The sequence below is a fragment of the Thermococcus coalescens genome (assembly GCF_055392585.1).
The window spans coordinates 1745248-1761674 of sequence record NZ_AP043764.1 but is presented as its reverse complement, the minus strand read 5'-3'; the positions used below and the strand labels follow the sequence as shown (position 1 = coordinate 1761674).

General features: G+C 55.0%; 28 protein-coding genes and 1 tRNA gene. All 29 read right to left on the bottom strand.

All coding sequences use genetic code 11. The features are described 5' to 3' along the window. Window positions 1–18 precede the first annotated feature (18 nt). The 29 genes from ACZ5M3_RS09865 to rplX all read right to left on the bottom strand — a co-directional run bounded on the left by ACZ5M3_RS09865 (window position 19) and on the right by rplX (window position 16417). Window positions 19–441: a 30S ribosomal protein S11 gene (locus tag ACZ5M3_RS09865; RefSeq protein WP_464839428.1), complete on the bottom strand. Its 423-nt coding sequence runs from the start codon at window positions 439–441 to the stop codon at window positions 19–21. Further along, window positions 438–980, bottom strand: coding sequence for a 30S ribosomal protein S4 (locus ACZ5M3_RS09860; RefSeq protein ID WP_297091567.1), 543 nt, complete (start codon window positions 978–980; stop codon window positions 438–440). The genes ACZ5M3_RS09865 and ACZ5M3_RS09860 overlap by 4 nt, the downstream gene beginning before the upstream one ends. Window positions 981–990: 10 nt before the next feature. Further along, a complete protein-coding gene (locus ACZ5M3_RS09855; RefSeq protein WP_464839427.1) occupies window positions 991–1440 on the bottom strand; it encodes a 30S ribosomal protein S13 in 450 nt (149 codons plus the stop codon). Window positions 1441–1479: 39 nt separating this feature from the next. Further along, window positions 1480–1566, bottom strand: a tRNA-Ser gene (locus ACZ5M3_RS09850). After that, complete coding sequence (locus tag ACZ5M3_RS09845; protein ID WP_464839426.1) at window positions 1552–2139, bottom strand: class I SAM-dependent methyltransferase; 588 nt, start codon at window positions 2137–2139, stop codon at window positions 1552–1554. The genes ACZ5M3_RS09850 and ACZ5M3_RS09845 overlap by 15 nt, the downstream gene beginning before the upstream one ends. Before the next feature lie 40 nt (window positions 2140–2179). Further along, window positions 2180–2848, bottom strand: coding sequence for a hypothetical protein (locus ACZ5M3_RS09840; protein ID WP_464839425.1), 669 nt, complete (start codon window positions 2846–2848; stop codon window positions 2180–2182). 10 nt (window positions 2849–2858) lie between these two features. Then, window positions 2859–3743, bottom strand: coding sequence for a hypothetical protein (locus ACZ5M3_RS09835; RefSeq protein WP_464839424.1), 885 nt, complete (start codon window positions 3741–3743; stop codon window positions 2859–2861). A 538-nt stretch (window positions 3744–4281) separates the two neighbouring features. Further along, complete coding sequence (locus ACZ5M3_RS09830; protein ID WP_464839423.1) at window positions 4282–4515, bottom strand: hypothetical protein; 234 nt, start codon at window positions 4513–4515, stop codon at window positions 4282–4284. 24 nt (window positions 4516–4539) lie between these two features. Next, window positions 4540–4767, bottom strand: a complete 228-nt coding sequence (locus tag ACZ5M3_RS09825; protein ID WP_464839422.1) for a hypothetical protein — start codon at window positions 4765–4767, stop codon at window positions 4540–4542. Between the two features lie 45 nt (window positions 4768–4812). Continuing rightward, a complete protein-coding gene (locus ACZ5M3_RS09820; protein WP_464840901.1) occupies window positions 4813–5829 on the bottom strand; it encodes an RNA-guided pseudouridylation complex pseudouridine synthase subunit Cbf5 in 1017 nt (338 codons plus the stop codon). 60 nt (window positions 5830–5889) lie between these two features. Beyond that, on the bottom strand, window positions 5890–6600 hold the full coding sequence (locus ACZ5M3_RS09815; RefSeq protein ID WP_464840900.1) for an SDR family NAD(P)-dependent oxidoreductase: 711 nt from the start codon (window positions 6598–6600) through the stop codon (window positions 5890–5892). Between the two features lie 80 nt (window positions 6601–6680). Then, entirely contained in the window at window positions 6681–6932 is a 252-nt protein-coding gene (locus tag ACZ5M3_RS09810) for a 50S ribosomal protein L14e (protein WP_464839421.1), read from the bottom strand. 13 nt (window positions 6933–6945) lie between these two features. After that, window positions 6946–7527 carry a (d)CMP kinase gene (cmk, locus tag ACZ5M3_RS09805; RefSeq protein ID WP_464839420.1) on the bottom strand — a complete coding sequence of 194 codons (582 nt, stop codon included), beginning with the start codon at window positions 7525–7527 and terminating at the stop codon, window positions 6946–6948. A 9-nt stretch (window positions 7528–7536) separates the two neighbouring features. Next, a complete protein-coding gene (locus ACZ5M3_RS09800) occupies window positions 7537–7806 on the bottom strand; it encodes a 50S ribosomal protein L34e (protein WP_464839419.1) in 270 nt (89 codons plus the stop codon). A 42-nt stretch (window positions 7807–7848) separates the two neighbouring features. Further along, window positions 7849–8376, bottom strand: coding sequence for a DUF106 domain-containing protein (locus ACZ5M3_RS09795; RefSeq protein WP_464839418.1), 528 nt, complete (start codon window positions 8374–8376; stop codon window positions 7849–7851). Then, the gene (locus ACZ5M3_RS09790) at window positions 8369–8959 is read right to left on the bottom strand and encodes an adenylate kinase (RefSeq protein ID WP_464839417.1); all 591 of its coding nucleotides are present in this window, start codon (window positions 8957–8959) and stop codon (window positions 8369–8371) included. Before ACZ5M3_RS09790 ends, ACZ5M3_RS09795 begins: the two co-directional genes overlap by 8 nt. Before the next feature lie 75 nt (window positions 8960–9034). Next, on the bottom strand, window positions 9035–10480 hold the full coding sequence (gene secY, locus ACZ5M3_RS09785) for a preprotein translocase subunit SecY (RefSeq protein ID WP_464839416.1): 1446 nt from the start codon (window positions 10478–10480) through the stop codon (window positions 9035–9037). Between the two features lie 33 nt (window positions 10481–10513). After that, window positions 10514–10960 carry an uL15m family ribosomal protein gene (locus ACZ5M3_RS09780; protein ID WP_297090964.1) on the bottom strand — a complete coding sequence of 149 codons (447 nt, stop codon included), beginning with the start codon at window positions 10958–10960 and terminating at the stop codon, window positions 10514–10516. An 11-nt stretch (window positions 10961–10971) separates the two neighbouring features. Next, on the bottom strand, window positions 10972–11439 hold the full coding sequence (locus tag ACZ5M3_RS09775) for a 50S ribosomal protein L30 (RefSeq protein WP_464839415.1): 468 nt from the start codon (window positions 11437–11439) through the stop codon (window positions 10972–10974). Window positions 11440–11450: 11 nt separating this feature from the next. Beyond that, on the bottom strand, window positions 11451–12158 hold the full coding sequence (gene rpsE / locus ACZ5M3_RS09770) for a 30S ribosomal protein S5 (protein ID WP_464839414.1): 708 nt from the start codon (window positions 12156–12158) through the stop codon (window positions 11451–11453). Then, a complete protein-coding gene (locus ACZ5M3_RS09765) occupies window positions 12155–12760 on the bottom strand; it encodes a 50S ribosomal protein L18 (protein WP_464839413.1) in 606 nt (201 codons plus the stop codon). Before ACZ5M3_RS09765 ends, rpsE begins: the two co-directional genes overlap by 4 nt. A gap of 10 nt (window positions 12761–12770) precedes the next feature. Further along, window positions 12771–13217 carry a 50S ribosomal protein L19e gene (locus ACZ5M3_RS09760; protein WP_464839412.1) on the bottom strand — a complete coding sequence of 149 codons (447 nt, stop codon included), beginning with the start codon at window positions 13215–13217 and terminating at the stop codon, window positions 12771–12773. 5 nt (window positions 13218–13222) lie between these two features. Further along, on the bottom strand, window positions 13223–13606 hold the full coding sequence (locus ACZ5M3_RS09755; protein WP_297090974.1) for a 50S ribosomal protein L32e: 384 nt from the start codon (window positions 13604–13606) through the stop codon (window positions 13223–13225). Window positions 13607–13616: 10 nt separating this feature from the next. Continuing rightward, window positions 13617–14171, bottom strand: coding sequence for a 50S ribosomal protein L6 (locus tag ACZ5M3_RS09750; protein ID WP_297090976.1), 555 nt, complete (start codon window positions 14169–14171; stop codon window positions 13617–13619). 10 nt (window positions 14172–14181) lie between these two features. Beyond that, window positions 14182–14574 (bottom strand): 30S ribosomal protein S8, encoded by a 393-nt coding sequence (locus ACZ5M3_RS09745; protein ID WP_464839411.1) that lies wholly within the window; start codon window positions 14572–14574, stop codon window positions 14182–14184. Window positions 14575–14585: 11 nt separating this feature from the next. Continuing rightward, a complete protein-coding gene (locus ACZ5M3_RS09740) occupies window positions 14586–14756 on the bottom strand; it encodes a 30S ribosomal protein S14 (protein ID WP_014012546.1) in 171 nt (56 codons plus the stop codon). Window position 14757: 1 nt separating this feature from the next. Further along, complete coding sequence (locus ACZ5M3_RS09735; RefSeq protein WP_464839410.1) at window positions 14758–15309, bottom strand: 50S ribosomal protein L5; 552 nt, start codon at window positions 15307–15309, stop codon at window positions 14758–14760. 11 nt (window positions 15310–15320) lie between these two features. After that, window positions 15321–16052, bottom strand: coding sequence for a 30S ribosomal protein S4e (locus tag ACZ5M3_RS09730; protein WP_464839409.1), 732 nt, complete (start codon window positions 16050–16052; stop codon window positions 15321–15323). Further along, a complete protein-coding gene (gene rplX, locus ACZ5M3_RS09725; RefSeq protein WP_464839408.1) occupies window positions 16052–16417 on the bottom strand; it encodes a 50S ribosomal protein L24 in 366 nt (121 codons plus the stop codon). The genes ACZ5M3_RS09730 and rplX overlap by 1 nt, the downstream gene beginning before the upstream one ends. Window positions 16418–16427: the final 10 nt, after the last annotated feature.

Below are 16427 nucleotides of genomic sequence, written 5' to 3'. Positions count from 1 at the left end.
AAAAAAGAATTTGTGGGGTCAGACACGCCTACCCCTTCTCCCGCCCTTCGGCCTGGTGCCGTCGTGCGGGATTGGGGTGACGTCCTCAACCCTCCCTATTCTCAGACCGGCCCTGGCGAGGGCCCTGATAGCGGCCTGGGCACCCGGTCCGGGGCTCTTGCTCTTGCTTCCTCCCGGGGCGCGAACCTTGATGTGAACGCCGACGAAGCCCTTCTCCATGGCCTCCTCAGCGGCCCTCCTGGCGGCAATCATGGCCGCGTACGGGGAGGGCTCGTCCCTGTCGGCCTTGACGACCATACCACCGCTCCACCTGCTGACGGTCTCGGCCCCGGTGAGGTCGGTGATGTGGATGATGGTGTTGTTGTAGGAGGAATAGATGTGGGCAACTCCCCACTTCTCCTTCTTCTTAAGGTTAATCTGCTGCTGAACTTCCTCACTCATGAGGCCTCACCCTGCTTAGCCTGTTCAATAACCATCCTCTCGGGGTGGCTCTCCTTAGCGAAAGGAGAGGTCTTCGAGTATGTTATGGCGTCTTCCTCCTCCCTGAGGACGAGGTATCCCGGGGAGCGGATGATCTGTCCGTTGACCTCGATGTGGCCGTGGACTATGAGCTGCCTGGCCTGCCTGATGGTCCTGGCGAGGCCCTTCTTGTAGACGAGGGTCTGAAGGCGCCTGTCGAGGACGTCCTCAACGGTGAGTGAGAGAACGTCATCCAGGACGGCATCAGCCGGGAGGAGGCCCAGCCTGTTGAGCCTCTGGAGGAGCTGAACCCTCTCGATCTCGGCCTGCTTGCCGCGGGCTGCAAGGAGGCGCCTGGCCCTACGCCTGAACTCCTTGAGCTGGGTCTCGTGGCGCCAGAGCTCCTTCTTGTTCTTGAGGGCGTACTTCCTCATGAGGACTCTCTCGCGGTCGAGCCTCTCCTTAATCCAGGGGTGAGAGGGAGTCTCGTACCTCTTTCTCTGCCTCTTGGGGTCTCCCATCTAAACCACCTCACTTCTTCCTCCTTCTCACGCCAATCGTGGTGCCGTGCCTGAAGTTCGACCTGGTTCTCTGTCCGCGGAGCGGAAGACCGAGCTCGTGCCTTATGCCGCGGTAGGCCCTGATGCGCCTGAGCCTGTTGACGTCCTCACGCCAGGCCATGACGAGCTTCGCTGTGATCAGGTGCATGTCCTTGCCGGTCTCGTAGTCCTTCGGCCTGTTGACCGCCCAGGAGGGTATGCCATGGGCTATCGGGTCTTCGAGCACCTTCTCAATCTTCTTGACCTGCTCATCGGTCAGGTAACCGGTCTTCATGTACGGGTCTAGTCCTGCAACCCTGAGCACCATTGTGGCGAAGTTTATGCCTATACCCCTGATGCCCGTAAGGGCCCATCTCAACTGCTTATTTCCGTCCAAATCAACTCCCGCTACACGGACGATGTGTCTGAAGTTGTCCGTCATTACGAATACACCTCCGTCTCAATCCTTCATAGAGGATTTTGGCGCCGGGACGGGGATTTGAACCCCGGTGTCCATACGGACACGGGCTCTCAAGGCCCGCGCCATCCCAGGCTAGGCGATCCCGGCATACACGCGGTAGCCGCTCCCCTTCGCCAGCTCTCTCACTTCGGTGAAGTGGTCATTCATTAGAGCCTTAATATACTTTGCCCCCTGCCTCGTCTTAATCACCAGCTGCAGGAGACCTCCATCGTTGAGATGCCGGGGAGCGTTTATAACTATTTCCCTCAACACTTCCTTTCCCGCGTGCACCGGGGGGTTAGTGATGATTGCGTCGAACTTCTCGCCCCTAACGGGTTCGTAGAGGCTCCCCCATCTTACCTCGGCGTTTCTAACGCCGTTGATTTTTAAATTTTTCCTTGCTATGCTGACGGCCCTTTTGTTAACGTCGGTCATCACCACGTAGTCCACAAAGCGCGATGCAACTATCCCTACCGCTCCATAGCCGCAGCCGAGGTCGAGGACGCGCCAGTTCCCGTCAAGTATCATACTCTCTATGAGCAGTTCCGTTCCCCGGTCAAGTTTCCCGAAGGAGAAGACCCCACTGGCCGTTATGAACTTGAAGCAGTAACCCCTAATACAGACCTCGATGGTCTTCGTCTTAAGAGGAGTGCTTGGCTCTTCGGAGTAGTAGTGGGTCATGTGTGGGGATAAGAAAAGGGGTTTATAAAGATGAAGGGATTTATTTGGAAGAGGCCAACCACTCTTCCCACTGGCAGTTCCCTTGGTCTCCTGACAACCCACATCTCCATAGTAACAGGCGCGTCTTGGCGTCGATGGCAAGTTTGAGGATGGCATCCTTAGTTTCCGCTTTCACTATAATGCACTCCCTCCCGTTTATAGTCCTCACGTCCTCCACGGTGAGATTGGCGCAGCATAACCTAAGTGTATAGCCCTTTTCAGCCTTCAGCCGCTCGAATATGGGAGAATAGGGATATCCAACCCTAAAGAGTTCGACTTCAGCCCGTTCCCCCTCAACGAAGATGGAACCGTCCGGCTGATATATTATTGGAGTTGAGTTGGCTATTTCAGCGTGAGTAGTTCCTTCGTAGAGTGAGTAGCTGGGTTGCCACCACTCAGTTCTGAACCTCTCGACCATGATGATATCGTCCCCCTTCCGGGATATCGTAAAGACTCTCGTCGAGTTCTGAACCAATTCTCCATTGGAATATTCGCGCGACTTATAGACAAGTGTTAGGTTTGAATTGAGGGGCTTAAGATCGGTGGCGTTGAACTTTATATCGGGTTCCAGATTGTTTCTCCCGTCCCAACTGTGGAGGTAATAGGCCCCACCAGCGACTAACAGAAAAAAGATAAGAATTGCAGAGTACAGAGCCTTAGATCGTTTCATGGTGATCACCTCAGCATTTATCGTGCCAGCGCTTCACAAGTGTCGGCCAGAAATTGTGCAGGAAACCGTACCAGTTCTTTTCAGGATTAGGCTCAGGACCCTCCACGTAGCCCATGCGAGTGACGTTGTTATATCTTGCCTCGTAGCGGTATCCGTACCCAATCCCTCTTGTGAAATCCCTACCATATATGCCATAGGCAGCATACCTGTCGGTCTTGTGGTAACCCTTGCTTGTTACCTCCTCAACAAAGCTGTCCAAGTCAGAGAAATATTTATAGTTGCTTGACCATCCGAGTTTTGGATCAACGTTCGTGCATCCCCAGAGGCACGCTACACCCTTTTCTTTACTGCAGGATGAAAGAGACCACGACTTTCTCCACGAACAGTGGGAGATTCCGAGTTTTTCTTTGGTGGGAATCCCCCACGCATAGACCAACCCATCCCTGCATGAATACGTGCCTCCTGAAGAAGCGGTTATTATTGGCGTTATTTCTGTTTGTTTAAGGGCCGAGCAACGAGCGTGAGCTAGGTACACACTGAGCAGGAGTCTATTTCTGATGATTTTCAACTTTGCCTCATCAGGCAGTCTACAGAACGCCCTAGCTTTTTTGATATCATCTTTGCTGAGGCCCTCACGGAGCATTTCCTCATCACTCATGGTGCAAAGTTCACTTTTGAACCCCTCAAGTATTTCGCTCGAGTACTCTTTGACCATCTTCATTACAGTCTCATTGACCTCAACTAGAGGGAGGTCTTTCTGGAGTTCCTGTGCCCAGTAAGCCCCTTCGGGCTTCAACTCATCCATACTTCTTGCACCGTAGGCCATGTTGAAGCCCAAGCTCAAGACTACAGCAAGTAGCACTACCGCGCAACCCTTCTTGATCCAGTCTCCCACGGAAGACACCTCCGAAGATCGTCACCAAATGTAATGCTAAAATCCTTAAAAATTTTTCTAATTACCAATTCGAATTAATTCTGTTCTTTTTTCGTAGGATTTTCAACTTACAACCATAACAAAACGACGGGAATGAAAGGAAAGAAGCCAGAGTAAAAGAGTGAGCAAAAGAACACAAAAGACAGTTAATGGAGACAAGAGAGTGATCGCGCCATTAAAACCTAAAAGTCTTCCACATAATGGCCGCACCCATAACTGCAACAACGAGGAAGAAAAAGCCCAGCTTCCCGCGCTTCTGGAAGAGACAGCCTCAACGGCACCAAAGGCGGCACTCTGAGCGGAGAGAAGGAGAAGGTTTTTGATCAGGCCGTCGTTTCTGCCCAGCCTCAAAAGGCGCTCGACCATCTCGAGTGAAGAGCTCTCTACCGTGCACCCCAAGAGGTAAACACCAACCAGCAAACCTGTACCCAGCAAGGAGGTCTTTATAATCCACATGCCCGTGTCCTTAGCAGAAGGTGGCCTCCATCCGCCCATATAGTTAGCATAAGGATACACTCAACTCCCCTCCAGAGGCGAGAAAGTATAAATCCAGGGGAATGACTACTATCCACTGTACCATGAAAAGGAGGAAAGAGATAAATGAAAAAACCAACAGAAACATCGCTACCACAGAAATCGCTGCCCCCACGACGTTTCCCGTCAAAAGGAGCGCCATATCAAGGAGCCACCACACTATTAAGTGGTGGCCAATTCTCTCCTGCACGTCCCTCACAAATTCCCTATTGTCCCAGTTCTCTTAGAGGATTATGTAGAGCCGATTAACATCTTCCCTCCGATAGCCGTGCTTCTCAAGATGCCGGCCAATGAAAAAGACCGCTGAAATCCCAAAAGGAATCAACAGGACAAAGATCGTCACGAGGAGCCCAACATCAATAGGCACATTATTACTGTGGGCGACAAAAAAGAGAAGTATCACAAATACAGTAATCTCAAAAACAACCGTCTCAACTATGGGCTTGACCATTTCTTCACTGTATAGGATACACCTAGAAGAGGAAAATAGGGGCTCTCACCCCCTTCCCTTCCAGAGCTTCGGATACCACTCCCTCGGCATGAAGACCTTGTCCACATCAACGGCTATGCCCTTGCTCTTGGTGAGCATCTCCTGGCTGTTCATCTTGGCCTTTCCGAGGGCGACAAGCTCGTCCTTGAGGGTCATCACAGCCACCAGGTCACCGGGTTTTATGCCCTTGTGGAGCTTTACTACCCCTGGAACAGCAAGGTCGGCACCGTAGGTAACCGCCGAAACGGCCGAATCCCTTATCCAGACCTTCGGCAGGTGTTCAACGGCCTTTTCCATCGGCTGTATCGCCTTCCTGAAGTACTCCTCGATGCCGTCCTCCTTCCAGAAGTGGTAGTAGTCGATGAGGTCGTGGAGGGTCACTAAAGTTTCGTCCTCCTTGAAGGGGCCGCTTCTGGTACGGCGGAGCTCGGCCATGTGGGCACCGACACCTAGAGCGAGGCCAATGTGGTGTATCAGCGACCTTATGTAGGTTCCCGCCTCGACGCCAACCCGGAAGAGCACGTCTTTGCCGTCTATCTCAAGAATTTCGATGTAGTAGACCTTCCTCGTCCTCAGCCTTCTCTTGACCGCACTCCTCAGGGGCGGCCTCTGAATTATCTCCCCCTCAAATTCCCTCATCACGGCGCGGATTTTGTCCTCCGGAACGTCGCCGTGGAGGTGCATCAGAGCCACATACTCCTTTCCTGCAGGCAATAACGCCTGAACGACCCTCGTTGCCCTCTCCAGTGCAACTGGAAGGATGCCGCTGACCTTTGGATCCAGAGTCCCACCGTGGCCAGCTTTGCTGAGGTTGAATAGTCGTTTAATCCACGCTACCACCTCGTGGCTGGTCGGGCCGGGCGGCTTGTCGAGGTTTATTATCCCGAACTGCATGTGCATCTCCATGGGCCTTTTCTCCGGGGGAAATCCCCACTTTGGATTCGTCTCCGCCCTCTCGTCCTTAACCAGCACCTCTCGCTTAATGTCCGCGGGCAGGATCTTCCTGACTTCGTTCCTCGCCATGAGCATCACCCGATGAGCGTTATCGCCCTAAGTTCGGGATAGCGCCTTATAAACCTGAGCTTAGTATTTAAACCGGTAGGTAAAAACCGGCCAGTTCGGGAGGTACTTGACGAGCTTCAGATAGCCTGGCACGAAAACCTCCCTCCTGCCCTTCTCAAGCCCCTCCAATACCGCTCTTGAAACCTCTTCCGGCTCTATCGAGCCCTTCGGAATCCTTCCGTTCCAGAAGCCCGTCCGGACCTGCTTGGGATACACCCTCATAACATGGATTCCTCTGGCCCTTAGCTCCCTCTCAAGGTTTACCGCGAGGTAGTGGAGGGCTCCCTTGGCGGCGCAGTAAGAGGGAATCTCCGGCACGTTGATAAAGGCAACACCGCTGATCATGAACACCACGGTCGAACCCTTCGGGAGCATTGGAAGGAGCGCATTCGTGAGCTCAATGGGTGCAAGGGTGTTTACCCGGAACAGGTTCTCCAGCTCCTCGTTTGAGTGCTCAAGAAGGGGTTTTCTCACCGCGAGGCCGGCGTTGTTTATGAGGAGGTCAACCTCTCCAACACCCAGCCTCTCGAGCCCCTCCAATATCGTGTCCGGAAAGTCCTCTTTACTCAGGTCGGCGATTATGTATTCAAAAGCCTGGAGCCTTTCCTGAAGTTCACGGAGCTTTTCTCCGTTTCGGGCCACCCCAACAACGCGGTAGCCCCTCTCGACGAGCCCCTCAACGAGAAGCTTCCCCATGCCACCAGTCGCACCCGTCACAAGCGCGGTTCTCATAAGGCCCACCGGAAAGATTTTGGAAGCCGAACTTAAAAGCGTTGAGAAGTTAGAAAGAGGCCAAAAGGCCTCCGGCGATTTCACTCGAGGCTGATTCCAGCCTGCTCGAGGGCGGCTTTGACTGCCTCGTCGTCGGCGCCGCGCTCGATGCTGACCCTCTCCGGAAGGGGCTCGAGGTGCTTGACGTTCATTCTCCTGCGCTTGACCTTGTTCAGTCCAGCGCCGGTAACGAGGACGAAGTTCCTGTCGATGACGTCAACGACGACGACCTTCTGGCCGGCCCTCCTTCCGGCGATTATAACGGCAAGCCTTCCAACTTCCATAGCTGGCATTCATCCCACCTCCTCATTTTTTGTTGCCCGGGTTTGCACCCGACCCCGCGTCACCGTCGGGGTAAAGGTGGTCGATGGCGGCCTTCACAATCGCGAAGACGCCATCGGGGCCCCAGTGGGCAGTGTTAATAATCAAGTCGTAAATCGACTTGTCGTCGATGTCAATTCCATAGAGGTTTAAATACCTTTTCCTGTTGCCCTTCTCACGCTCGGCGATTTCCACAAAGGCCTCCTCCACGGAGACGCCCTCACGGCGGGCAACTCTCCTGGCGCGCTCCATTATGGGAGCATCGAGCCATATCTTAAGGTCGGCATTCTTAACCATCCAGCCGGCGAGGCGGCCCTCAATGACGACGTTGCACTCTTTGGCTGCCTCGACCTGCCTCCTGTCAACCTCCCTGTCTATCTCGGGGTGAAGCTCTGCGTACTCCTGGAACTCCTCAAGCGACATGCCCATTTCCTTGGCCATCTGCCTGAAGATGAGGCCGGCGTATATGTGCTTGAACCCGTAGTGTCTGGCTAGGTTCCTGCACAGTGTCGTCGTCCCGGAACCGGCCAGGCCGCTGACGGTTATCACGAGGCAGCCCTTCGGCATGTTAGCACCTCAGACGAGGGCAGCCCTGACCTGGGCCTTCATGACCTTCCTCATGCAGCTCGGGCAGAGGTTCGGGTAGGGCCTCTCCGGCCTCTTTGCTGTCTTCGGGAGCTTCCTGAGCTCGCTCGGCCTGCCACGAGGGACGCCGTTGAGCGGCCTACCGCACATGGCGCAGTGGGCAGCCTTGGGCTTCTTTCTTTCGAAGTGTATGGCGGTCCTTCCGCCCGGAGTCCTGACGTACTTCCTTCTCCATGACCTTGACCTGTACATCGGCTTCATTTCTCTCACCTCGCAACCCCTATTTTCAGAGTCTTTTTAAATTTAACCCATGTCAAGGAGCTTCCTGAGGATGTAACCGGTTATCATCGACGTCAGTATGTACCAGCCAACGTAACCGAGCTCGTTAGCGGGCAGTCCGGAGTTATAGAGCCTGTGGAACCAGTCGAATATGAAGAAGTTGAACGGAGACTTCACTATGCCAACTTCGATGTACCATCTCCTGAGCCATCCGAAGAAGATCCAGAATATCGGCAGGGTCAGCAGCGTGACTTTGAACATCGTGTCCTTCATGACCTCGCTCTGGAGCTTCATAAGCTCCATCTGCTCCTGCTGGAGTTTTCTGAGCTTTTTCTCATCTTTTGAAGCCTGTGCTTCCTTGTATTTCTTCTGGAATTCCTTACTCTTCTTCTGAAGCTGCTTGACCTTCTCCTGGTCGACGAGGATGTAGTTCAGCAGGGTGAAGAGTCCACCCAGCATTATGCCCGCGACAGTGACCACCACTATCGGGTGGTAGGCCTGTATCATGGGTCCAAACAGATTGTCAAGGAAAGTGTATATCCCCTCAATCATACTCTCCCACCGCCAGATTCAGTACTTCAACAAGCTCGTGAACGGCCTCCTCAAGGCCCTTATCCTCGTGGTTCTCAATTATCTTTATGAGCGCGTTAGAGTGCATGGCGTAGCTCACGGCAGCGGCACGGTTAAGATCCTGATGCCTCTGTATCTGCTCTTCAGTCTCAACGTCCCTGTCGCGCTTCAGATCGCGGAGACGCCTTCCAAGTATCTCGCTCGGAGTGGCCTCGATTATGACTATGAAGTTGGGGTTTATCACCTCGATGACCTCCTTGGGGAAACCGAGAAGGTATCCTACAGGGGTTCTGATGGTTGCGTGGGTATCGAGGAGTATGGGCTCCATCTTGGCCATTTCAACGATCCTCCTGGCGACTTTCATCTGGAGTTCCTTCTGAACGTTGGGGTTGAGTTTTCTCATCTCGTCCCTGTGGCTCACCAGTCCCGCCTTCACCGCCTCCTCGAACATGAGATCGCCAAAGTTAACTAGCCTGAACTTGACCTTTGTTTTTCGAAGGGCCATCCGGGTTATTGTGCTCTTACCCACCCCTGGAATCCCTGTTATCATGACCACAAACGGCATCACGCTCACCCAAGGAGGTTTCTGGAAGAAGTAATCGAACCGGGTTTAAAAGGTTTTGTGAAAGAAAAGAAAGACTCACTTGGTGAAGAACCTCCTCAAAGCCGGGAACATCTCGGTGGCCTGTTCTCTGGCTATCTCCTCATAGAACCTGTAGAGGATACCCACCGTAAGGAGGATTCCCGTTCCCGTACCAAGGGCTCCAAGGAAGTCCGCCAGCACTGCCACTATTGCCAGGGTGAACGAACCCCAGAAGGTGACGTAGGGGATGTACCTGTTGAGCACCCTCTCCAGTATCCTAGGATCGCGCCTGAATCCCGGAATCTGGAGGCCGGCGCTCTGAAGCTGTCTGGCGATGCTCCTGGCGTCAAGACCTGTCAGCTCAACCCACAGGAATCCAAAGAGTATCGACCAGAAGATCGTCATCAGCGCGTAGACCAGAGCCCTTCCTGGGTCGGCTATAACATGGTAGATGTCCCTCGGTGGATAGAGGTACGTGACGAAACCGGTCAGGGGATAGCCGTTCTGGTCGAAGGTTCCGAGGAAGGTGTAGCCGAAGCTGTTGAGGAGCCTGGCCCAGAGCTGGATGTTGGAGTAGAGGGCAAAGGTCAGGATGATCGGGATGTTGCTGACGTACATGAACCTTATCGGATACCTTCCGCGAACGGTAACACGGCCGTAGCTGAGCGGTATCTCGACGCGCATGCTCTCAAGATAGACAACCACAAGGAAGACGACTATGGTGGCCAGCAGATCCATCATATCCGGCAGCGTTCCCCTGTAAAGTGCACCCGTGAGGTCGCCGTAGAACAGGTGCTGTATGAAGGCGGGGATGGCACCTATTATCGCAGGCCCTCCTGTGACGGGGTCGATATAGTCAGGGGTCGTTGCGGGGTTCAGGGCCTTCGTAATGACGGTCTGTGAAACACCCGCGGCGATGAAGAGGCTGATACCGCTTCCGATACCCCACTTGCTCACGAGCTCATCGAGGAGGATGAGCATCACGGAGGCGAATCCAAGCTGGAGTATGATGAGTATCGCTAGGCCGAGTCCGATGTACGCCTCACCGGCGGGTGTCGTCACGGTCTGGAAGGCGCCGAGGCCGGTATCCACCCTACCGAAGGCACCGGCAAAGACGTATATGGCTGCTTCGAAGAAGCTCATGAAGACTGCAAACAGCTTCTGAGCGGCCTGATAAAACCTCCTATCCTCGTGATTGGAGAGATCAAGGTGAACTATCTCGGAACCAACGAGAAGCTGCATGATGATGCTCGCGGTGACTATCGGTCCAATACCGAGCGTCAGAAGAGAACCACTCCTTCCTGCGAGGACGAACCTGAGCGTGGCAAAGTAGTCCTGGATCTGTGCAGGGATTCCATAGAGCGGAATCTCGGCGAGTACGAAGTACAGCAGCAGAACGATTCCCGTCCACATAAACTTCTCCTTGAGCGGCACGTGCCTCTTGGGCCGCTCCACCTCGGGGAAGTACCTTTCAATCGCGAACACTACGTTTCTGAACCCCATGATTAACACCCGCCAAAAGTTAAATTAAAGGGGTCAGGCGAGGAGAACCTCGCCGCCAGCGGCCTTTATCTTCTCCTCGGCCTTCGGGGTGACGTAGTAGGCCTTGATGGTAAGGGGCTTGGTGAGCTTCCCGGTGCCGAGAACCTTGTCAACGCCGAGCTGGGTGACGTCAACGACTATCTTCCCCTCCTCCTCGTAGGCAACGCCCATATCAAGGAAGAGGGTGAGGTTCTCGTCTATGTCGCTGAGGTTTATGGTCTTTGGAGTGTACTGGACGGCTTTGGGCCTGTGGAAGCCCCTCTTGCCGAGGTGATCCGGGGCGTATTTGATTGTCCAGGTCCACTTGGTGTTCTTCCTCTTTCCGGTTCCTGCCATTCCCTTACCGCCCTTGCTACCGCCGCCGCGGTGCTTCTTCTTGCAGCCCCATCCGTGAGTGTGACTTCCGCGGAGCTTCCTAACCTTCTTCTTTCTCCTTATCATCTCTCGCCACCTCAGAGCATTCTCTCAATGAGGTCGTTTATCCTCTCGCCGCGGTAGCCGAGGGCACCGCCTTCCTTAAAGCTGCGCTTCTTGCTGCCCCTGAGGCCGCCCCTCGGCGGGTGAAGCCTGAAGACCGGCTTGATGTTCGGCAGGTCGGTGAGCTTCATCTCGCCGTCAACGACCTTCTTGGCGAACTCGTCGATGGTAATACCGAGCTTCTCCTTGACGTACTCGTCGGTTACCGGCCTGTTGCCGATGAGCCTGCCCCTCTTCCTGATGAGCTTGGCAAGGGTCTCTGCGTCAATCTCACCCCAGGTGATGTAGTCCTTGACCTTCTGAACCATTCCCTTGTAGCTCGGGTTGTCGTCGACGAGGACGAGGTGGTTGATCCTGTGGAGGCGGAGCATGGCGAGAGTGTCCCTGACTTCACCCCTCGCCCTTATCCCGCTCCTAAGCCTGATTAGTGCAAGCTTTGCCATCCTCTCTCACCTCACTCCAGCTCAAAGTTGGCTGTCATCTCCCTTCCGACAATGATACCGTACTTCTCTTCCATGCCCGGCTGAATCGCAACGCGGTTGGTGTTGTAGAGCGCGTTGAAGACTGCCTTGGCGAAGTTGACTGTCGTCCTGGTCTCACCCAGGCTCTGCGACCAGACGTCTTGGACTCCAGCGAGGCTGAGTATCTTCTTGCCGACGTCACCGATGACAAGGCCGAGACCACGCGGTCCGGGCATGAGTTTGACCTTAACGCTTCCCTCTTTGCCCTCGACGGCGAACGGAATTGAGTGCGGTCTCCTACAGCGGCACTCCCAGCTTCCACAGCCGCGCTTGATCTCTATGATGTTCATCTTGGCGTAGTTGATGGCCTTCCTGATGGCTATTCCAACCTCCTTGCCGTGGCCGATTCCGAGGCCAACGTAGCCGTCCCTGTTGCCGACAGCCGCGAGAACCCTGAAGCGGATTCTCCTGCCGCTGTCAGTCATCCTGACGGTGAGGGCTATGTCGAGAACCTCCTGGTTCTCCCTGAGGTTGACCTCCGGAAGGAGGACGTCCACTATCTCCGGCTCCTTGATCTGGTACCCCTTGCGGAATATCTCGTGAATGTCAGTTATCTGGCCCTCTTTGACGAGCTGACCGAGCTTGGTCCTCGGCTCCCACTCCTCCAAAACCCTCTGGGCGATCTCCCTCGGGTCGCTCATTCTCTCGCCTCCTCAAACTTCTCGATTATCCTCGCCTTGACCTCCTCAAAGTGCTCGGGGAGCTTTTCCGGATCAAGGCCCTTGACGAGGTATCCTGAGAACTGTTTCCTGTACTTCTCCTCGTCCTCCTCCTTGAGGGCCTTGGCGTAGTTGGCTATGTGCTCGCCGTTTATCCTGTAGTCCTCCGGATAGATCTCCTCGCTGTGCGGGACGTTGAGTCCAGCGTCAACGGCTCCCTTGAGGACAGCAAAGATGCTTGAACCCCTGGTCGGCGGGTGGAGACCTATGTCGAGGATGGCCTCATCTATTCCAGCCTTCTTGGCCTTGTAGCCTATGAGGAGACCGAGCAGGTAGGCACTCGGGGTATTGCCGCCGTGGCCCTTCCAGCCAAAGTCCCTCATAAGCTCCCTGGTGTGGGCTGAGACTACAGTCCTGTCGCCCTTCGGGTCGTAAACGACTATCTGGGCGACGTGGTGGTTCAGGGTCTTCCTCACAACAAGCCTGGGCTTGCCAGACTTGAGGAGGGCGAGCCTCTTGTGATAGTTAGTCTTACCCTCTCTCCTCCTCCTGAACGGAACCCTATACCTCGGTCCGTGTGCCATCTCTCTCACCTCACTCCTTCAAGATACCGTGCTCCTGCATGAACATGTAGAGCTGCCTCTTGTTCTTGAACTGGCCGCCCTTGGCACGGATGTAGAGCCTCCTGTAGGCGTGCTCGTCGAGCTTGCCCTCGGCCTTGAGCTTCCTGAGCTCCTTCCTGAGGGCGCGGATGGTCATCATCCAGCGCTCCTTCTTGCCCATCCTGGCGGTCTTCTTACCCTTCTTGCTTCCGGGGCCCCTGTGGCGTCCCTTCTTTCTGGCCTCCTGATAGGCCCTGGCGCGAGCCCTGCTCTGTCCCTTGACGGGCTTCTTCTTTATGACGCCGTCGTTGATGAGCCTCTTGATGTCCTCCCTAGTGATGGCAGCCGCTACGTCGTCAATCCTCTCCGGGTCGATCCAGACCCTGTTCTCACCGCACTTCAACAAATCAGCGGCAATCCTTCTCTGCATCTTGAGCATGAGTCTCACCTCGCGTTAAGAACCTTCACACCGAGCTCCTTCGCCCTGGCAAGTATCGCCTCTCTCTTCCTGGCACCAACGGTTCTGGCTATCCTGGCGGCCTGCCTGGTCGGGTCGATGGCCTCAAGCTCCTTGACGTTGTGGACGAGGACTTCCTCATACCCGCTCGGGTGGAGTCCCCTAACGAGCCTCGGTGAGCTCCAGCCTATGCTCGGTGACCTGGCCTTACCCTTCTTCTTGAGCCTCATCTTGCTGTCGATTCCCTTGGGCCTGCGCCACTTCGGGTCGTTCTTGAACTTCGGATAGCGCCACCACTCCTGCCTGAGGAAGCGGGGCTTCTTCCTCTTGATCCTGGCCCTTATCCTAAGGAGTCTCGCCTTCTCGTTCATTTCTCACACCTCAGAACTTTATCGGCTTACCAGCCTTCTCAACGATGTAAATTCCATCCTGGAAGACACGCCTGTCCCACTTGGTTATCCTGGTAGCCTGCTCGATGTTCGCAGCGGTCTGGCCGACCGCCTCTTTGTCTATGCCCTCGACGATGACCTCCTGGCCCATGACCTTGACGGTGACTCCCGGAAGTATTTTGGCTCTCCTCGGGTTCTTCTCACCGAGGAAGTTCTCAATGACAACCTCGTCACCCTGAACCTTGACGGTCATCGGGAAGTGGCTGTAAACGACCTTGAGCTTGTAGGTGAAGCCCTCGGTGACGCCCTTGATCATGTTGGTTATGTGGGCCTTGAAGGTTCTGGCTATGGCTATGTCGCGCTTCCTCGGGAACTCCTTGAAGACGACGACCTTACCGTCTTCGGTGAAGATCTGAACGCCCGGGTACCTGAGCTCCCTCTCGAGCTCGCCCTTCGGACCCTTGACCTTGACGACGTTGTTCTCAACGGTGACCTCGACTCCCTCCGGAATCTCAACCTCTTCCCTTACCCACGCGTCTATCGGCATCTCTCTCACCTCAGTAGACGTAGGCTATCAGCCTTCCGCCGATTCCCTTCTCGATGGCCTCTTTGTGCGTCATGATGCCCTGGGAGGTCGAGACTATGAGGATACCGAACTCGAAGGCCGGAAGGAACCTCTTCTCCCATGCCTCGTACTCCCTGGCCTTAACGGGGAACCTCGGCTTTATCGCTCCAGCCTTGTTGATCTTTCCTATGAGCTGCACCCTGTAGATGCCCGCCCTTCCGTCGTCTATGAACTCAAACTCACCGATGTAGCCGTTCTCCTGCATAACCCTGAGGACCTCTCCTATGAGCTTGGAGGCCGGCTTGAGGTAGACCTCCTTCTTTCCGACCCTCTCGCTGTTGGTTATGTGGGAGAGAGCGTTCGCCAGCGGGTCAAGCAAAGTCATCTCCTCTCACCTCACTCGTACTTCTTAAAGCCCAGCTTGGGGGCTATCTCTCTAAAGCAGTGCCTGCAGAGCATAAGGCCGTGTATCCTGATTATCGGGCCGTACTGGCCGCAGCGCATGCACCTTCTCGCACCCTTCCCAAACTTCCTGGGCTTCCTCTTGTTGTAGTCAGCCTTCGCCATCTCACAATCCCTCCACGGTAACCTTAAACTCCTCCATAGCGAAGACGATACCCTCCTCCTTGGTCAGCTTGTGCCTGTTCGGTATCTTCTTCCTCTGCCTCTTCCTCTTGGCAACCCTGAAGCCGGGCCTCTCAAGGGTGACGCAGACGTCCATACCGAAGATGCCTATCTCTGGGTTGTACTCAACGCCCGGTATGTTGATGTGCTCGTCTATTCCAAAGCAGAAGTTGCCGTGCTCGTCGAAGTTGCTCGCCTTAAGCTTGTTGTCAACAGCAGCGAGGAGTCTCTTGAGCATCTCCTCGGCCTTCTCGCCGCGGAGGGTGACCTTGACCGCTATCGGCTCTCCGCGCCTGATTCCGAAGTCCTTGTTGGTCTGCCTGGCCCTTCTCCTTATCGGCTTCTGACCGACAAGCTGCTCCAGCATCTTCTCGGCCTTGGTGAGCCTCTCACCGCTCTCGCCGACACCGATGTTTATGGTGACCTTCGCAATCCTGGGCTTCCTCATCGGGTGAGCTTCCCAGTCTGCAAGGATAGCCTCTCTGTTGATCTGCATCTCATCTCACCTCACGGAAGGGAAATCTCCGGCTTGTCCTTACCAACGACGAAGGCGTACTCCTTCAGCGTGTCGAAGAGCTCACCGTTCTCGTCCTCGATGGTGACGACGTCCGGCCAGCCCATCGGGAACTGCCTGACCTCAACGACCTTACCCTTCCTTGCGACGTTCTTACCCTGGGTAACGAAGACGTAGGCTCCTACCTCGAACGGGATGACCTCAATGACCTCCCTCTCCGGAACCTTCATGAGGACGGTGTAGGCCGTCCTGTACTTGTCCTTGTCGTCCATTGTAACGAGGTGGTTGCTTCCGTCGTGGAGGTTGAGCTGTACCTTCGCACCCTTGACCATTCTCTTGTTGCTTATCCTGAGCGGCTTGATGCCCGCTTCCTTCTCGCTTATCGGGTGGAGTATGAGCTTGCCGATCCTGTTCGGAAGAACCCTGTAGTGCTCGCCGGTCTCGGGGATGGAAACGACGTCCATGATTCCGACCGGGAACTTGTAGTCCTTCCTGACGCGGCCGTCAACGAGTATCTTGCCCTCGTTGAGTATCTTCCTGGCCTCGCGGGCGGTCTTGGCATAGCCGAGGTAGTCCCTGACTATGTAGAGGAGCGGTATGGAGGTCCTCATACTGTGCGGACCCGGCCTCGGCCTGACCGCCCACTTGTAGGTCTTTCTTGAGATGTACCACTGATTCGGAGCGGCAAGCCTCTTAAGGTGCCTCTTGGCTCCTTTCCTCGCCATCAACCAGCCCTCCTATTAATTATCTTCTCCCTCTTCTCGTCCTCAAGGTTGAGGTCTATTATCATAACGTTCGACGGGTGGATCGGGTAGAAGACCTCGGTTCCGTCGACCTTCTTCTGGGTGACTCCCTCGATGTGTATCCTGTACCTCTTGAGGTCAACCTCAAGGACCTTGCCTTCCTTGCCCTTGAAGTCGCCGCGCATAACGCGAACCTTGTCGCCCTCCCTGATCGGAAGGCTCCTCACACCGTACTTGTTCCTGAGCTCCGGGCTCAGAGTGGCGGCCATTATCTTGCTCCTAAGGTGAAGGGGAGCGTTGTAGAGGAACTTCCTCTGCTTCTTGGGCTGTCTCGTCTTCAACTTCATCATTCTCACC

Bases quoted from the DNA above. Each gene is read 5' to 3' on its own strand.
- ACZ5M3_RS09865 (WP_464839428.1), bottom strand. From the start codon at position 441: ATGAGTGAGGAAGTTCAGCAGCAGATTAACCTTAAGAAGAAGGAGAAG.
- ACZ5M3_RS09860 (WP_297091567.1), bottom strand. From the start codon at position 980: ATGGGAGACCCCAAGAGGCAGAGAAAGAGGTACGAGACTCCCTCTCAC.
- ACZ5M3_RS09855 (WP_464839427.1), bottom strand. From the start codon at position 1,440: ATGACGGACAACTTCAGACACATCGTCCGTGTAGCGGGAGTTGATTTG.
- ACZ5M3_RS09845 (WP_464839426.1), bottom strand. From the start codon at position 2,139: ATGACCCACTACTACTCCGAAGAGCCAAGCACTCCTCTTAAGACGAAG.
- ACZ5M3_RS09840 (WP_464839425.1), bottom strand. From the start codon at position 2,848: ATGAAACGATCTAAGGCTCTGTACTCTGCAATTCTTATCTTTTTTCTG.
- ACZ5M3_RS09825 (WP_464839422.1), bottom strand. From the start codon at position 4,767: ATGGTCAAGCCCATAGTTGAGACGGTTGTTTTTGAGATTACTGTATTT.
- ACZ5M3_RS09820 (WP_464840901.1), bottom strand. From the start codon at position 5,829: ATGGCGAGGAACGAAGTCAGGAAGATCCTGCCCGCGGACATTAAGCGA.
- ACZ5M3_RS09815 (WP_464840900.1), bottom strand. From the start codon at position 6,600: ATGAGAACCGCGCTTGTGACGGGTGCGACTGGTGGCATGGGGAAGCTT.
- ACZ5M3_RS09810 (WP_464839421.1), bottom strand. From the start codon at position 6,932: ATGCCAGCTATGGAAGTTGGAAGGCTTGCCGTTATAATCGCCGGAAGG.
- cmk (WP_464839420.1), bottom strand. From the start codon at position 7,527: ATGCCGAAGGGCTGCCTCGTGATAACCGTCAGCGGCCTGGCCGGTTCC.
- ACZ5M3_RS09800 (WP_464839419.1), bottom strand. From the start codon at position 7,806: ATGAAGCCGATGTACAGGTCAAGGTCATGGAGAAGGAAGTACGTCAGG.
- ACZ5M3_RS09795 (WP_464839418.1), bottom strand. From the start codon at position 8,376: ATGATTGAGGGGATATACACTTTCCTTGACAATCTGTTTGGACCCATG.
- ACZ5M3_RS09790 (WP_464839417.1), bottom strand. From the start codon at position 8,959: ATGCCGTTTGTGGTCATGATAACAGGGATTCCAGGGGTGGGTAAGAGC.
- secY (WP_464839416.1), bottom strand. From the start codon at position 10,480: ATGGGGTTCAGAAACGTAGTGTTCGCGATTGAAAGGTACTTCCCCGAG.
- ACZ5M3_RS09780 (WP_297090964.1), bottom strand. From the start codon at position 10,960: ATGATAAGGAGAAAGAAGAAGGTTAGGAAGCTCCGCGGAAGTCACACT.
- ACZ5M3_RS09775 (WP_464839415.1), bottom strand. From the start codon at position 11,439: ATGGCAAAGCTTGCACTAATCAGGCTTAGGAGCGGGATAAGGGCGAGG.
- rpsE (WP_464839414.1), bottom strand. From the start codon at position 12,158: ATGAGCGACCCGAGGGAGATCGCCCAGAGGGTTTTGGAGGAGTGGGAG.
- ACZ5M3_RS09765 (WP_464839413.1), bottom strand. From the start codon at position 12,760: ATGGCACACGGACCGAGGTATAGGGTTCCGTTCAGGAGGAGGAGAGAG.
- ACZ5M3_RS09760 (WP_464839412.1), bottom strand. From the start codon at position 13,217: ATGCTCAAGATGCAGAGAAGGATTGCCGCTGATTTGTTGAAGTGCGGT.
- ACZ5M3_RS09755 (WP_297090974.1), bottom strand. From the start codon at position 13,606: ATGAACGAGAAGGCGAGACTCCTTAGGATAAGGGCCAGGATCAAGAGG.
- ACZ5M3_RS09750 (WP_297090976.1), bottom strand. From the start codon at position 14,171: ATGCCGATAGACGCGTGGGTAAGGGAAGAGGTTGAGATTCCGGAGGGA.
- ACZ5M3_RS09745 (WP_464839411.1), bottom strand. From the start codon at position 14,574: ATGACTTTGCTTGACCCGCTGGCGAACGCTCTCTCCCACATAACCAAC.
- ACZ5M3_RS09740 (WP_014012546.1), bottom strand. From the start codon at position 14,756: ATGGCGAAGGCTGACTACAACAAGAGGAAGCCCAGGAAGTTTGGGAAG.
- ACZ5M3_RS09735 (WP_464839410.1), bottom strand. From the start codon at position 15,309: ATGCAGATCAACAGAGAGGCTATCCTTGCAGACTGGGAAGCTCACCCG.
- ACZ5M3_RS09730 (WP_464839409.1), bottom strand. From the start codon at position 16,052: ATGGCGAGGAAAGGAGCCAAGAGGCACCTTAAGAGGCTTGCCGCTCCG.
- rplX (WP_464839408.1), bottom strand. From the start codon at position 16,417: ATGAAGTTGAAGACGAGACAGCCCAAGAAGCAGAGGAAGTTCCTCTAC.